Annotated in this window: 11 protein-coding genes and 1 pseudogene; 7 read left to right on the top strand and 5 right to left on the bottom strand. The window is 71.5% G+C overall.

The window, feature by feature from the left end; translation table 11 throughout:
- Nucleotides 1-58 precede the first annotated feature (58 nt).
- Nucleotides 59-1,840 carry a glycoside hydrolase family 6 protein gene (locus ACZ3II_RS22375; protein ID WP_465519636.1) on the bottom strand — a complete coding sequence of 594 codons (1,782 nt, stop codon included), beginning with the start codon at nucleotides 1,838-1,840 and terminating at the stop codon, nucleotides 59-61.
- Here ACZ3II_RS22375 and ACZ3II_RS22370 point away from each other — a divergent pair.
- Nucleotides 1,830-2,249, top strand: a pseudogene (locus ACZ3II_RS22370) (hypothetical protein); the annotation flags it as partial. The gene ACZ3II_RS22375 and the pseudogene ACZ3II_RS22370 overlap by 11 nt on opposite strands.
- 330 nt (nucleotides 2,250-2,579) lie before the next feature.
- Here the strand turns inward: ACZ3II_RS22370 and ACZ3II_RS22365 are convergent.
- On the bottom strand, nucleotides 2,580-3,245 hold the full coding sequence (locus ACZ3II_RS22365; protein ID WP_465519635.1) for an HAD family hydrolase: 666 nt from the start codon (nucleotides 3,243-3,245) through the stop codon (nucleotides 2,580-2,582).
- Between the two features lie 88 nt (nucleotides 3,246-3,333).
- On the opposite strand from ACZ3II_RS22365, the gene ACZ3II_RS22360 reads away from it, so the two are divergent.
- Nucleotides 3,334-4,866: a diguanylate cyclase domain-containing protein gene (locus tag ACZ3II_RS22360; RefSeq protein WP_465519634.1), complete on the top strand. Its 1,533-nt coding sequence runs from the start codon at nucleotides 3,334-3,336 to the stop codon at nucleotides 4,864-4,866.
- A gap of 92 nt (nucleotides 4,867-4,958) precedes the next feature.
- Nucleotides 4,959-5,837: a hypothetical protein gene (locus ACZ3II_RS22355; protein WP_465519633.1), complete on the top strand. Its 879-nt coding sequence runs from the start codon at nucleotides 4,959-4,961 to the stop codon at nucleotides 5,835-5,837.
- Between the two features lie 23 nt (nucleotides 5,838-5,860).
- On the opposite strand, the gene ACZ3II_RS22350 is transcribed toward ACZ3II_RS22355, so the two are convergent.
- Nucleotides 5,861-7,003 (bottom strand): acyl-CoA dehydrogenase family protein, encoded by a 1,143-nt coding sequence (locus tag ACZ3II_RS22350; protein WP_465519632.1) that lies wholly within the window; start codon nucleotides 7,001-7,003, stop codon nucleotides 5,861-5,863.
- 45 nt (nucleotides 7,004-7,048) lie between these two features.
- Here ACZ3II_RS22350 and ACZ3II_RS22345 point away from each other — a divergent pair, with 45 nt between their 5' ends.
- The 4 genes from ACZ3II_RS22345 (at nucleotide 7,049) to ACZ3II_RS22330 (ending at nucleotide 12,290) form a co-directional block, all read left to right on the top strand.
- A complete protein-coding gene (locus ACZ3II_RS22345) occupies nucleotides 7,049-10,009 on the top strand; it encodes a glycine--tRNA ligase (protein WP_465519631.1) in 2,961 nt (986 codons plus the stop codon).
- A gap of 82 nt (nucleotides 10,010-10,091) precedes the next feature.
- A complete protein-coding gene (locus ACZ3II_RS22340) occupies nucleotides 10,092-10,343 on the top strand; it encodes a hypothetical protein (RefSeq protein WP_465519630.1) in 252 nt (83 codons plus the stop codon).
- A 349-nt stretch (nucleotides 10,344-10,692) separates the two neighbouring features.
- Nucleotides 10,693-10,920 carry a DUF7824 domain-containing protein gene (locus ACZ3II_RS22335; protein WP_465519629.1) on the top strand — a complete coding sequence of 76 codons (228 nt, stop codon included), beginning with the start codon at nucleotides 10,693-10,695 and terminating at the stop codon, nucleotides 10,918-10,920.
- A gap of 272 nt (nucleotides 10,921-11,192) precedes the next feature.
- Nucleotides 11,193-12,290, top strand: a complete 1,098-nt coding sequence (locus ACZ3II_RS22330; protein ID WP_465519628.1) for a glycerophosphodiester phosphodiesterase — start codon at nucleotides 11,193-11,195, stop codon at nucleotides 12,288-12,290.
- A 72-nt stretch (nucleotides 12,291-12,362) separates the two neighbouring features.
- Here ACZ3II_RS22330 and ACZ3II_RS22325 read toward each other — a convergent pair whose 3' ends face one another.
- Both ACZ3II_RS22325 and ACZ3II_RS22320 read right to left on the bottom strand, forming a co-directional pair.
- Nucleotides 12,363-12,671, bottom strand: a complete 309-nt coding sequence (locus tag ACZ3II_RS22325) for a hypothetical protein (protein ID WP_465519627.1) — start codon at nucleotides 12,669-12,671, stop codon at nucleotides 12,363-12,365.
- Nucleotides 12,672-12,684: 13 nt separating this feature from the next.
- The gene (locus tag ACZ3II_RS22320; RefSeq protein WP_465519626.1) at nucleotides 12,685-13,911 is read right to left on the bottom strand and encodes an inorganic phosphate transporter; all 1,227 of its coding nucleotides are present in this window, start codon (nucleotides 13,909-13,911) and stop codon (nucleotides 12,685-12,687) included.
- Between the last annotated feature and the right edge of the window lie 25 nt (nucleotides 13,912-13,936).

Here is a 13,936-nt window from a genome sequence, read left to right as displayed (position 1 = left end):
CCGGCTCCCCGAGGGGCGCCGGCCGGCCGCGTACCAGAAGATCTTTGTTACCGGTGGATCAGAGCGCCGGGTAGGCGTTCGCCATCAGCTCGGCGAACTGGGCGGAGAACCAGGCCCCGGAGATCGGAGCGCCCGGCAGGGCGCCGGAGAGGCTGTTGCCGTTGCGGGCGTTACCGGTGTAGGTCGGGTCGCACATCCGGTCGAAGCCCTTGCCCTCGTCGTTCGGGATGAGCGTGCTCGAGCCGTCCGACTCGCCCGGCGGCTTCACCCAGACGTAGGCGTCGATACCGGAGGCCGGAGCCGCGGTGGGACGCTCGCCGAGGCCGGCGCCGGCCTGGTTGCACCAGTTACCGGCGTGGATCCGGCGGTCGATGCGGGACTTGTTGACGTAGGCGTCGACGCTGCTGGTGTCGGTGCTCGCCGCGGTGGGCCGGTTCGCGCCGCCCCAGCCGTTGCGTGAGGTGTCGATCAGCATGCCGATGTTGGCGTCGAAGCCGACCGAGACCAGCTTGTCGCGGAACCCCTGGGCGAAGGACAGCTCGTCGGTGTACTGGTTCCAGTCCACCCACTTCGACTGCCGGACACTCTGGCCGTTCACCGTGGTGGTCGGCTGCACGAACGGCTCACGCAGGGCCGAGTAGTTGGCCGTGTTGGTGATGAAGCCGTGCACGTTCTTCACGTTGCCGGACGCCTGGGCGGCCTTCAGCATGATGTCGGCGGTCGGGCCGAAGTTCGAGTCCCAGCCGATCCAGCCGTGGTGGGCGGCGTCGACGTAGTTGTAGACGTTGCCGAGCGCGCCGAGCTTGTTCAGGGCGTAACCGATGCCCTGGACGTAGCCCTCGTTCGCCTTCATCGTGTCGCACATCGCCGTGCCGCCGGGCTGGCCGGAGACGTTGGTGACCAGGTTCGGCAGCGAGTCGATCTCGACGATGTTGATGATCCGCAGGCTCTTGTACTTCGCGTCGGCCTGGATCGCGGCGATCGGGTCGATGTACTGGGCCTTGTACTTCGGCAGGTCGTTCGGGCCGAGCTCACCGTTGGAGGCGAGCGCCGCGCAGTCCCGGCCGGGCAGGTTGTAGATGACGAACTGGATGTAGCCGGCGCCCTGCGCGAGAGCCGCGTCCAGGTGGTCCTTGACGCCCATCGCACCGTTCGAGCTGCTGTCCTCGGTGCCCTCGATCGCGGCGATCCGGTCGATCCAGACCGCGGTCGGGTTGTTCGAGACCCGGCTGCCGCCGGCGACCGACTCGGCCTTGGCCTTCCACTCCGGGTTCACATAACCCTTGGCCCCGGCGTACGGGTTGTCGACCTTGACGGTCGGGTCCGGCGGGACCGAGGTCGACGGGGACACCGACGTCGACGGGGACACCGAGGTGGACGGCGACGTCGAGTTCGACGGCGAGGTCGACGGCGAGCCGGTCGAGCCGTTGCAGACCGTGCCGTTCAGCGTGAACGAGGCGGGCGCGGCGTTCGTGCCCGAGTAGTTCGCGTTGAAGCCGAAGGTGGCGGTGCCGTTGGTGCCCAGCGACGACGCCCAGCCCGGGTTCGTGGCGGTGACGTTCTTGCCGGACTGGGCGATGGTGGCGCTCCAGCCCTGGGTGATCTGCTGGTTGCCGGCCCAGGACCAGGTCAGGTTCCAGCCGCCGGAGATCGGGTCGCCGAGGTTGGTGACGGTGACGTTGCCGGTGAAGCCGGTGCTCCACTGGTTGGCCGAGTAGTCGACGCGACAGCCGGCCGCGGCGCTGGCGCTCGTCGCGACGGCGACGGCGCCGGAGGCCGCGACGACGCCGACGGCCGTGGCGACCGTCAATGCCCTGGCGCGGGAGGGGATGGGTCTCATGAGGACTCCTCGAGACGGGGAGGTGCGGGAGCGCACCGGGGAACGGTCGGCCCGTACATCGGTGGGGATCACTGGCCGATGTGGAGAGCATGACATGGGAGCGCTCCCAGCGCAATCATTCCGAAACAGCCGGGCAACCCTGGGTTCACGACGCCGTACCCGCTGGTCCCGCTCCCCGGAGCAGGGACGCCCCTCCCCCGGTGGAGCCACCGCCTGCTCCGGGCGCCGGGCGACGGCCCGGTCGCCGACCCGGCTGACGACGTGGCCGGCCGCCCCGACGACGAACGGCCGATGCGGGAGGTGCTCACCGCAGTACGTCATCCGCCCCGCGCCGGACGCGAAGCCGTCGCGCTCTGCCTCTGGTTCCGGCGTCTCCTACCCCGAGGCCGCCGCCGTCCTCGGCGTCACCGAATCCACCGTCCGCAGCCGGGTCAGCCGCACCCGCGGCGGGTACGGCTTCGACCCGTGGAACGGCACCCGGGACTGGCTGCCCGGCCCGGTGCAGGTGCTGAGCCGCACCTCCTCGGAGGCCGATGCCGGGGTGGGTCACGGCGGCCGGGCTTGTTACACCGGCCCGAGGGGAGCTTTGGCCGTACGACATCGGGGATCTCCGCGGACCGCGACCATCGGACTGCTGAGCGGGACCACTCAGCCCGGCCACGACGTCACGCGCAACCCCCGGCCCCCTGAGCCGGACCACCCAGCCCGGCCAGGACGTCACCGCGCGACCATCTCCTGCCTAAGCCGGAGCGCCCAGCCCGGCCAGGACGTCACCGAGGGTGGCGGCGGTGGCGGCCGGGAGAACCAGGTCGGCGTGGGTGAAACGGGACGTGTCGGCGTACCGGTTGGGGATCGCGACGCAGCGCAAGCCGGCGGCGAGCGCTGCCGACACGCCGTGCGCGGTGTCCTCGAAGGCCACCGCCGCCTGCGGGGGCAGGCCGAGACGCTCCAGGGCCAGCCGGTAGACGGCGGGGTCCGGCTTGTGCGCGCCGACCTCGTCGCCGCAGGCCACGACCTCGAAGCGGGCGAGATCGCCGGTCCGGGCCAGATGCCCGGTCACCCACGGTCGCGGTGAGCTGCTCGCCACCGCCAGCCGCAGGCCCGCGGCCTCGGCGGCGGCCAGCCAGCCGGTGAGGCCGGCGGTCAGGCCCAGCGTCTCGTGCAACGTCTCCCGGTACGCCATCCGCCGCGCGTGACCGGCCGCCCGGTCGAACCCCGGCCCGGCAGCCGCCGCGAGCTGCGCGTAACGGTCCTCGCTGACGTCGCCGCCGTGGTCGGCGAAGAAGGACGACTCGTCCAGCTCCCGACCGTGCCAGCGCCACAGCTGCCGCCAGCTGTCCAGCAGCGTGGTCTCGGTGTCCATCAGCAGGCCGTCGAAGTCGAGGATAAGCGCTTTGATCTCCACCGGGTGATTATCAGCCGCACCCGATTTGCGACCTGCGGCACGGCGGTCACGGCTCAACCGGCGGGCCGCGGTGCCGACCACTAGGACCATGAGCGTGGGCAGTGCGATGCACACAGCCGGTTCCCTGGTGGAGGGGGCCGGCGGGGACCTGATGACGCCGGACCGGCAGGGGCTGCTGCTGGCCGAGCTGGTGGCCTTCATGACCAAGGACACCCCGTCGGTGCAGCACGTTCTCGATCTGACGGCGCCGCACCTGCGGGAGATCGCCGGCCTGACCGCAGCCACCGTCTTCGAGCTGGACTCGGTGACCGGCATGATGACGGTCAGCGCCCGGATCGGCGAACCCGGCAGGCGTGACCAGCTGGTGGCCGGCAAGGTGTTCCGCGCCCCGGCCGGCGGCAAGCCGGTGGTGAACGGCGAGCAGATGGCGATCCGCCTGCGCATCGGCGGGCAGACCGTCGGCATCCTGCTGCTGACCGGCCCGGACCTGGCCGCTCTCCAGCAGGACACCATCTCCACGATGGCGCTGCATTTCGCGACCACCCTGCAGGGGCTGGCCGCGGAGAAGCAGCGGCAGTTCGTCGCGCACAGCAGCGCCACCATCCGCGAGCTGTTCGAGCAGGGCATGACCGCCGGCAACGTGGAGAGCGCGGCCGAGTTGCTGGCCCGCTCGTGCGCGACGGCGTTCCGCACCGAACGCGCCGCGATGTACCTGATCGACGGTGAGGGGCGGATCCGGTACGTGCACGGGGTCGGTTTCTCCGATGAGATCCACGCGTCGCTCGCCGCCAACCTGCTCGGCAAGGCGGCGTCCGACTCGCCGGTCTGGCGGGGCGCCGCGGACAAGGGCGAGCCCATGCTGGTCGGTGACGTGACCACCACGAAGGTGCGCCCCGGCGGCCTGGTGCAGACCATCGGCGTGCAGTCGTTCGTCGCGATGCCGCTGATGAGCGCGCAGGGCCCGGTCGGCATGGTGATGTGCGGCGACTCGGGGGCCACCCGGGACTGGACCGTGCAGGACCGGATCCTCGCCGAACAGCTCGCCGTCGAAGGCACCCTGATCATGGACAGCGCCCGGATGCGGCAGGCCGCCGAGGTGCACATGAACGAGCTGACCCGGCAGGCGTTCCACGACTCGCTGACCGGGCTGCCGAACCGCAAGCTGCTGCTGGACCGGGCCGACGTGGCGGTGGAGATCGCCGCGGCGACCGGCACCCAGGTGGCGCTGCTGCTGCTCGACCTGAACGGGTTCAAGCAGGTCAACGACACCGTCGGGCACCACGCGGGCGATGTGCTGCTGCAGCTGGTCGCCAAGCGCCTGCAGGGCGTGATCCGGCGGCCGGACCTGGTGGCGCGGCTCGGCGGCGACGAGTTCTCGGTGCTGCTCACCTGTGACCCGGACGAGCAGGCGGCGATCGGTGTGGGCGAACGGATCTGCGAGCGGCTGCGGGAACCGTTCGACATCGAGGGTGAACCGGTGCAGATCGGCGCGAGCATCGGGGTGGCGGTCTTCCCGGCGCACGGCACCGAGGTCGGCGAGCTGATGCGCGAGGCGGACGCCTACATGTACCAGGCGAAACGCGGTGGCGGCGGGGTACGCCTGGCGGATTCGGGCCACTGACTCGCCGGAACCCGTCATAAACGGCGGAAGCCGGACCTCATACTGGTAGCTTTCGGGCTGAAAAGTCACGAAACTACCCCACGGAGGACATGGTGGGCTCTCCCCGCTTGCACGCGACCGGCACCGCGCTGGTAGCGACCGGCACCGCGCTGGTAGCCGCACTGGCCGGCGCGACCCCGGTGCGGGCGGCACCCGAGCCGGCGCGTACCCCGGCACTGTCCGCTCCGGCGCGGACCCCGGCTTTGTCCGCCCCGGCGCGGACCCCGGCTTTGTCCGCCCCGGCCCGGACGCCGGAGACGAGCATGGAGTTCGCCGCCGCGCCGGACGAGACGACGCCCGGCGCGCCGGTGGTGCTGAGCGGCTGGGCCGGCTTCGCCGGGCGCGGGACCGGCAACGCCGGGACCGTGCGCTTCTGGTTCCGCAAGGGGCAGCAGGGCCCGAAGATCTACCTCGGAGCGGTCGCCGCCGCCGACTCCGGGCACTTCCGGCACACGGTGAAGGCCACCGCCACCGGCGAATACCTCGCCGAGTACCGCAACCGGCGGCAGCCGATCCTGGCCAGCGCCACCGACTTCCTCGCCGTCTACGTCGACCGGCAGGTCGACCGGATGCTCTACACCTGGACCGCGACCCAGCTGTCCTGCCTGCCGTCCTGCAAGGCCACCGGCCCGGAGCAGTTCATCGGCCCCGGCCCGGTCCGCGTCGAACTGGACCGGGACTGCCTGCAGCCGAAGTCCGGCGGCCGGATCGGCTTCACCAGCGACCCGGCGAACACCGCCAAGCCCGGCGACCCGGGCTGGCGCGAGTTCCCGGACGGCGAGGGGCCGACCAGCTTCGAGCTGAAGCCGGGCGTCACGAAGGGCCACCTCTACCTCGAGTGGACCAGCAAGCCGGCCCCGGCCGGCCAGCTGACCTCGTGCGACATCTCCTTCACCGCGTCCCAGCGCACACACCGCAAGGACTACATCTGACGGGTCGCCGGCCGGCGCGGACGTCAGACGAACGCGCCGTGGCCGGTGATCGCCCGGCCCACGATCAGTGAGTTGATCTCGCGGGTGCCCTCGTAGGAGTAGAGCGCCTCGGCATCCGCCACGAACCGGCCGATGTCGTACTCCAGGACGATGCCGTTGCCGGCCAGCAGCTCGCGCGCCCACCCCACCACCTCCCGCATCCTCGTCGTGCAATAGGCCTTGGCCAGCGCCGAGTGCTCGTCCTTGTAGACCCCGGCGTCCTGCAGCTGGGCGAGCCGCACACACATGCCCAGCGACGCGGTCACGTTGCCGACCATCCGCACCAGCAGGTCCTGGACCAGCTGGAACTTCGCGATCGGGCGGCCGAACTGGGTGCGCTCCCCGGCATAGCGCAGGGCGATCTCGTAGGCCGCCAGCATCACGCCGACCGCCTGCCAGGCCACCCCGGCCCGGGTCTGCTGCAGCACCCGGGCGGTGTCCTTGAACGAGCGGGCCAGCTGGAGCCGGTCCGCTTCCGGCACCCGGACCCCGGTCAGCTCGATGTCCGCGTTCTGCACGATCCGCAGGGCGATCTTGTTCTCGATCTTGGTGGCGGTGAACCCGGGCGCGTCCTTCGGCACCACGAACCCCTTGACCTGGTCGTCGGCCTCATCCCGGGCCCAGACCACGATCAGGTCGGCGAAGGTGGCGTTGCCGATCCAGCGCTTGCGGCCGTCGAGCACCCAGGTGTCGCCCTCCCGCCGGGCCGTGGTCCGCAGCCCGGCCGCGACGTCGGACCCACCGTCCGGCTCGGTCAGCGCGAACGCCCCGACCTGGTCGAACGACGCCATCGCCGGCAGCCACCGCTCCCGCTGCTCGGGCGAGCCGCACTCCTGGATGCTGCCCATCGCCAGACCGGCGTGCACCCCGTAGAAGGTGGCCATCGAGGCGTCGGCGTGCCCCATCTCCAGCGCCAGCCAGCCGTCGAGCAGCGAGGACCGCTCCGCCCCGGCCAGCCCCAGCCCGGCGAACTGTTTGATCAGGTGGGACGGGAACTCGGCCCGCGCCCAGTATTCGTTGGCGATCGGCGTGACCTCGGTCTCGAGGAACTCGCGCACCCGCTGGACGGTGGCGGTTTCTTCATCCGTTAGTAGGTCCTGGAAGGCGTAAAGATCTCCGGCGAGCATATTCGCGTACCTACCCCCGTGCGGGCGCACCTAGACTTCGATCCCATGCTCACCATGCAGGACGCACTGGCCCGGCTGACCGCGTACTGGACGGAACAGGGGTGCCTGATCGTCCAGCCGATGAACACCGAGGTCGGCGCGGGAACCCTGAACCCCGCCACGTTCCTGCGGGTGCTCGGGCCGGAGCCGTGGCGGGTCGTCTACCCCGAGCCGTCGGTGCGCCCGGACGACTCCCGTTACGGCGAGAACCCGAACCGGCTCCAGACCCACACCCAGCTCCAGGTCATTCTCAAGCCCGACCCCGGCAACCCGCAGGAGCTGTACCTCGGGAGCCTCGCGGCGATCGGCATCGACGTGACCGCCCACGACGTCCGGTTCGTCGAGGACAACTGGGCCTCCCCGGCGCTCGGCGCGTGGGGCCTGGGCTGGGAGGTCTGGCTGGACGGGCTGGAGATCACCCAGTTCACCTATTTCCAGCAGGCCGGTGGCCTCAACCTCGACCCGGTCAGCGTGGAGATCACGTACGGCATCGAGCGGATCATCATGGCGCTCCAGGAGAAGACCCACTTCAAGGAGATCGCATACTCCCCCGGCGTCAGTTACGGCGAGGTCTTCGGGCAGTCCGAATACGAGATGTCGCGGTATTACCTCGACGACGCCGACATCGACGCCAACCGGCGGCTGCTGGAGATCTACGCCGCCGAGGCGCAGCGCATGATCGACGCGGGGCTGCCGGTGCCGGCCCACTCCTACGTCCTGAAGTGCTCGCAGGCCTTCAACGTGCTCGACTCGCGCGGCGCGGTCTCCACCGCCGAGCGGGCCGCCGAATTCGCCCGGATGCGCCGCCTCGCCGGTGAGGTCGCCAAGCTCTGGGTCGGGCGCCGCACCGAACTCGGCCTGCCGCTCGGGACGATCACCCCGCCGGACGCCGCCCGGCCCGCCGGCACGGTCCAGACCGACGACGGCGAGCGCACCCTCGTCTTCGAGATCGGCACCGAGGAACTGCCGCCGAGCGAGCTGCGCTCAGCCCGCGACCAGGTGCAACGGCTGCTCGCCGAAGGTCTGGCGGCCACCCGTCTCGGTCACGGCCAGGTGCGGGTCTTCGGCACGCCGCGCCGGCTCATCGCCGTCGTCCCGGCGGTCGCGGCCCGCGAGAGCGACCACGTCCGCACGGTCAAGGGTCCCAAGACCCAGGCGGCGTACGGCGGGGACGGCGCGCCCACCAAGGCCCTCGAAGGATTCGCCCGGGGGCAGGGCGTCACGATCGACCAGGTCGAGACCGAGGACGTCCACGGCGTACCCCATGTGGTTGTCCGGAAGCACGAAGCCGGGCGCGCGGCGCCCACCGTGCTCGCCGCCGTGCTCGCGCAGGTCGTGACCGGGCTGCGGGCCGCCAAGAACATGCGGTGGAACGACCCGAAGCTCGCCTTCAGCCGCCCGGTGCGGTGGCTGACCGCGCTGTGGGGCGACGACGTCGTGCCGGTGGCCGTCTCGACACTCGCCGCCGGCCGCCGCACCCGGCTGCTGCGCACCGCCGTGCCGCCGCACGCCGACATCGCCTCGGCCGAGACCTTCCTCGAGACGCTCGGCGTCAACGGGATCGTCGCCGACCACGAGGACCGCCGCGAGCTGATCGTCATCGGGGCGCAGGACCTCGTCTATCCGGACGGGCGGATCGACGTCAAGGGCGAGGCGGCGCTCATCGACCAGATCACCGACCTGGTCGAACAGCCGCTGCCGCTGCTCGGCACCTTCGACGAGAGCTATCTGTCGCTGCCGGACGCGGTGCTGACCACGGTGATGCGCAGACACCAGCGTTACCTGCCGGTGCGGGACGCGGACGGGGCGCTGCTGCCGATGTTCGTCACGGTGGCGAACGGGCCGGTCGACGTGGAACTGGTGCGCGCCGGCAACGAGGCGGTGCTGCGGGCCCGTTACGAGGACGCGGCGTTCTTCTACCGCGCGGACCTCGAGACCCCGCTCGCGGAGATGAGAGCCCATCTCACTCGCCTCACCTTCACTGACAGACTCGGCTCGATGGCTGATCGTGCCGACCGGATCGCCAACCTGGCTCTCGCCCTGGCGGACCGGCAAAAAGTTGGCACACCTGCCCTGAGCAGGGCTGCTGAACTGCTGAAATTCGACCTCGGCTCGCAGCTCGTCACGGAGATGACCAGCCTGGCCGGGGTGATGGCACGGGACTACGCGCTGCACGCCGGCGAGGACCGGGCGGTGGCGCAGGCCGTCTACGAGGCGGAGCTGCCCCGCAACACCGGTGACGCGCTCCCGTCGACGGTGGCCGGCGCGGTGCTGTCGCTGGCCGACCGGCTCGACCTGATCGCCGGGCTCGCCGCGACGGTCGGGCTGCCGACCGGATCGAGCGACCCCTTCGCGGTACGCCGTGCCGTGCTCGGCCTGCTCGCGGTGCACCGGGCCACCCCCGCGCTGGCCGGGTTCTCCCTGGCCGACGGCCTCGAGCTGGCGGCCGCCGCGCAGCCGGTGCCGGTGCCCGCCGAGGTCCTCGCCGCATGCGCGGACTTCCTGGCCAAGCGTCTCGAGCAGGTGCTCACCGAGGAGGGGCAGCCGGTCGACCGGGTGCGGGCGGTCCTGCCGCACGCCGCCCGGCCGGCCCTCGCCGACAGCCTGCTGGCCCAGCTCGGCACGGCGGTCACCGACCCCGGCTTCCTCGCGGTGGCGGCGGCCATCCAGCGGGCCCGGCGCATCGTTCCGGCGGGCACCCCGGCCGGCTACGACCCGTCCGTCCTGAAGGAACCCGCCGAGCTGGCACTGCACGCCGCCGTGGAAGCCGTGGCCGTCCCGTCCGAACCGGATCTGGAGGGTTTCGTGACCGCCACCCGGCCGCTGGTCGAACCGGTGGGGACGTTCTTCGACGAGGTGTTCGTGATGGCCGACGACCCGGCGCTGCGGGCGGCGCGGCTCGGGCTGCTCGCACGGGTCCGCGATCTCGGGGACGGGCTGCTGGACTGGGCTCACCTGCGGCTCTGAGGCCTGTCGTACCCCCATCGAGGGTGCCGGCATCCGGTGGTGGCGGAACACCTATGTCACGACCGGGTTCTACGGGCTCGCGGTGATCGCGGCCCGGGCCGCCACGATGCTCCTGCACCAGCAGATCCGCGACTGGCACGAGATCCCCACCGAGCACTTCCTGGAGATCGCCCGGGCCCGTGGCCTGCGCTGGGTGGGTGATCTCGGGATGCGGCCCGCCCACCGCATCCCGGCCCGCGGCGTCCCCCGCGTCCGTGACTGGCTGTTCGTCACGGCCCTGCTGACGGAGGGCACCGATCCCCCGGTGACCGAGGGGTCCTGCGGAGCTGGCTGACCGCCGTGCACAGTCACCCGGCGACCCCGCTGGCCGAGCGGCTGCACGGGGAGCCGTTCCTCGATCTTCTCCCGCCCGCGGTGTTCGAGACGGACGGTGTGGGGACCGAGCTGGCCGCCCACGCCCCGCTCTCCGCACGGGTGCTGTCCGAGGCGCCGTCGCCGGTGGCCACGCTCGCCCAGCAGTCGCTGCGGGCCGCCGACGAGGCCGGGCTGCTGGAGTGGGAGGTCCTCCTGGAGGTCTCCGGGGCGGCCCTGCTGCGCCCGGAGAAGACGATCGTCAAGGCTCAGCTCGCCTGGCTGCGGCGACCCGCACCGACCTGGCGTCGCGGCTGCACACGCCGACGGGTGTGCTCACCTACCGCGTCGCCGAGGTCGCGGCGGGACTGGCCGGCACCCCGGCGCCGCTGCTGCTCGCCACACCCACCCATGTCACCGGCAGCATCGACGCCCGGCTCCTGGTCGAGAGACTCGCCCGGCTGGAGGCGGCCGGGCACACGCCGTGGCCGCTGGACTTCCAGCAGGCGCTGCTCCGGGTGCCCCGCGACACCGATGCGGCGGCCCTGGCGGCTTCCTGACCGGCGAATGCGGCGCCCGCCTCGGTCCCGGGCGGTGCGACGTCCGGGGCAGGGCCGCTGCCCCGGGCCGGGCGGGAGGTGGCACGGCGCGGTCCGCCGGGGACCGATCCGCAGTGGACTTGACCGAGGATGACGGGAAGGGTCGGGTGGGGAGATTGGCCCGTCGTTCAAGGACGCGCCATGACACGGCTGCTTGGGGGACGAATCGATCACGTCGACTCTGAGCGGGATCCGGCGAGGGACGCCGGTGCTGAGGACCTGTGGAGGACAACGTGGCAGATCGCCGTCAGGTGCTGCGCTTCGGGGCTGTCGCCGCCGCCGCTCCGGCGCTGGCCGGGGCTGTTTCCGCGCCGGCGTGGGCCGGAGCGCACGGTAATGCCCGGAGCAAGGTGCTCGTGGTGGGTCACCGCGGCGCCTCCGGTTACCGGCCGGAGCACACCCTCGCGTCGTACGAGCTGGCCGCCCGACTCGGCGCCGACTACCTGGAGCCGGACCTGGTCAGCACCAAGGACGGCGTCCTGGTCTGCCGGCACGAGCCGGAGATCGGCGGCACCACCGACGTCGCGTCGCGGGCCGAGTTCGCCGGCCGGAAGCGGACCGTCGTGCTGGACGGGGTCAGTGTGACCGGCTGGTGGACGCAGGACTTCACGCTCGCCGAGCTGAAGACGCTGCGGGCGGTGGAGCGGATCCCGGCGATCCGCCAGCAGAACACGATCTACGACGGCTACTTCGAGGTGCCGACCTTCCAGGAGGTCCTCGACCTGCGCAAGCGGCTCTCCCAGGAGCTGGGCCGGGAGCTGGGGGTGTTCCCGGAGACCAAGCACCCGACCTTCTTCCAGAGCATCGGCCTGGGGCTGGAGAAGCCGCTGGTCCGCACGCTGCGCCGGAACGGGCTGGACAGGCGGGGCGCGAAGGTCTTCATCCAGTCGTTCGAGGCGGCGAACCTGCGCACCCTGGCCAGGGTGCACCGGGTGGAGGTTCCGCTGGTGTTCCTGACCAGTGCCTCGGGGAACCCGTTCAACGACCCGCGGTCGTACGCGGACTACCTGACGCCGGCCGGTCTCAAGGAGTTGTCGGTGTTCGCCGACGGTCTCGGCCCGGAGAAGAACCAGATCATCCCGCGGAAGGCGGACGGCACGCTGGGCACGCCGACCACCCTGGTCGCGAACGCGCACGCGGCCGGCCTGAAGGTGATCCCCTACACGTTCCGGGCGGAGAACTCGTTCCTGCCGGCGGAGCTGCGGGTGGGCACGGATGTGGCGGCGTACGGCAAGTCGATCGACGAGCAGGTGACGTTCCTGCGCACCGGCATCGACGGCCTGTTCACCGACAACCCCGACATCGGCGTCCTGGCCCGCTCCCTGGTCTGACCCGGGAGAGAGCACGCAAGGGAAAGCGAGGATGGCCCCGGCTGCAGAGCCGGGGCCATCCTCGCTAACGGGTCACTTCGCGACGAGTGTCGGGAAGATGTGGGAGAAGTCCAGCTTGTAGCCGAACCCGCTGGCCACGATGAACGTGAGACCGAGCAGCACGCCGATGATCACGACAGCGAACAGGGCGTAGCCGAGAACCGTGCCGAGCGGCCTCCGGTCGTTCGCGGTGACGCCGGTCTCGTCGACGGCGACCGAACCGGCGCCCCAGGCCAGCGAGCGGATGCCGAGGGCGAACAGGATGGGCAGCCCGGCGCCGAGGGCGAGACCGGCGAGCAGGACCTGCCACGCCCCGTCGAGCGCGAATCCGAGGTTGTGCATTCTGCGCCGTCCTTCAGTGAGCCGCGGCGGGGACGGGGGCAGCGGGAGCGGCAGGAGAGGCGCCGTCCCAGTCGTCGTTGACGTTCTCGTGGTCGACCTTGCCGGTGCGGGACTTCAGGTACATCGCGCCGGAGGCGAGGACCAGCAGGGTGAAGACGACCAGGGCGCCGGCGGTGCCGCCGACGGTGTCGCCGATGTACCACATCGCGGCGCCGACCAGGCCGGCCGCGGGCAGGGTGATCAGCCAGGCCAGGACCATCCGGCCGGCGACGGCCCAGCGGACCGTGGCGCCGGGGCGGCCGAGACCGGATCCGATCACGGAGCCGGTGGCCACGTGGGTGGTCGAGAGGGCGAAGCCGAGGTGGCTGGAGGCGAGGATGACGGCGGCGGCGCCGGACTGCGCGGCGGTGCCCTGCGGCGGGTTGATGTCGGTGATGCCCTTGCCGAGGGTCCGGATGATCCGCCACCCGCCGAGGTAGGTGCCGAGCGCGATGGCGAGCGCCGCGGAGACCTTGACCCAGAGCGGGATGTTGTCGGTGTCGCTCCAGTGGCCGCTGGCGATCAGCGCGAGGGTGATCACGCCCATGGTCTTCTGCGCGTCGTTGGTGCCGTGCGCGAGGGAGACGAGGGAGGCGCTGCCGATCTGGCCCCAGCGGAAGCCCTGCTCGGTGAAGCGGGCCGCGACACCGGTCGTGATCTTGAAGATGATCCAGGTGCCGGCCGCGGCGACCACACCGGCGATCACCGGCGAGATGACGGCGGGGAGCAGGACCTTGCCGACGACGCCGTCAAGCTTCGAGCCGTCGCCGTTCCAGTTGACACCGGCCACGCCGAGACCCGCGAGGGTGGCGCCGACCAGGCCGCCGAAGAGGGCGTGGGACGAACTGGACGGCAGGCCGAGCAGCCAGGTCAGCAGGTTCCAGACGATGCCACCGACGAGACCGGCCAGGATGATCAGCAACAGGGCGCTGCCGCCGTCGGCGAGGAGTTCCGCCTTGGGGGCGCCGCTCTTGTCCTGGATCTTGACGACGGCGTTGGTGACGGTGAGCGCGACCTCCACCGAGAGGAAGGCGCCGACGAGGTTCAGCACACCGGACAGGGCGACGGCGGTCTTGGGCCGTAGCGCCTTGGTGGCGATGGAGGTCGCCATCGCGTTGGCGGTGTCGTGGAACCCGTTGGTGAAATCGAAGGCCAGGGCCGTGATGACCACCAGCGCCAAGATCACGGATGTTTCTGTCACGCGGTGATCGTGACCGACGTTGCGG

The sequence above is a fragment of the Actinoplanes sp. NPDC019969 genome, from assembly GCF_055562375.1.
This window is presented reverse-complemented; position numbering and strand designations above follow the sequence as displayed.

Coding starts and splice junctions, on each gene's coding strand:
- ACZ3II_RS22375 (WP_465519636.1), bottom strand. CDS start 1,840: ATGAGACCCATCCCCTCCCGCGCCAGGGCATTGACGGTCGCCACGGCC.
- ACZ3II_RS22360 (WP_465519634.1), top strand. CDS start 3,334: ATGAGCGTGGGCAGTGCGATGCACACAGCCGGTTCCCTGGTGGAGGGG.
- ACZ3II_RS22350 (WP_465519632.1), bottom strand. CDS start 7,003: ATGCTCGCCGGAGATCTTTACGCCTTCCAGGACCTACTAACGGATGAA.
- ACZ3II_RS22345 (WP_465519631.1), top strand. CDS start 7,049: ATGCTCACCATGCAGGACGCACTGGCCCGGCTGACCGCGTACTGGACG.
- ACZ3II_RS22325 (WP_465519627.1), bottom strand. CDS start 12,671: ATGCACAACCTCGGATTCGCGCTCGACGGGGCGTGGCAGGTCCTGCTC.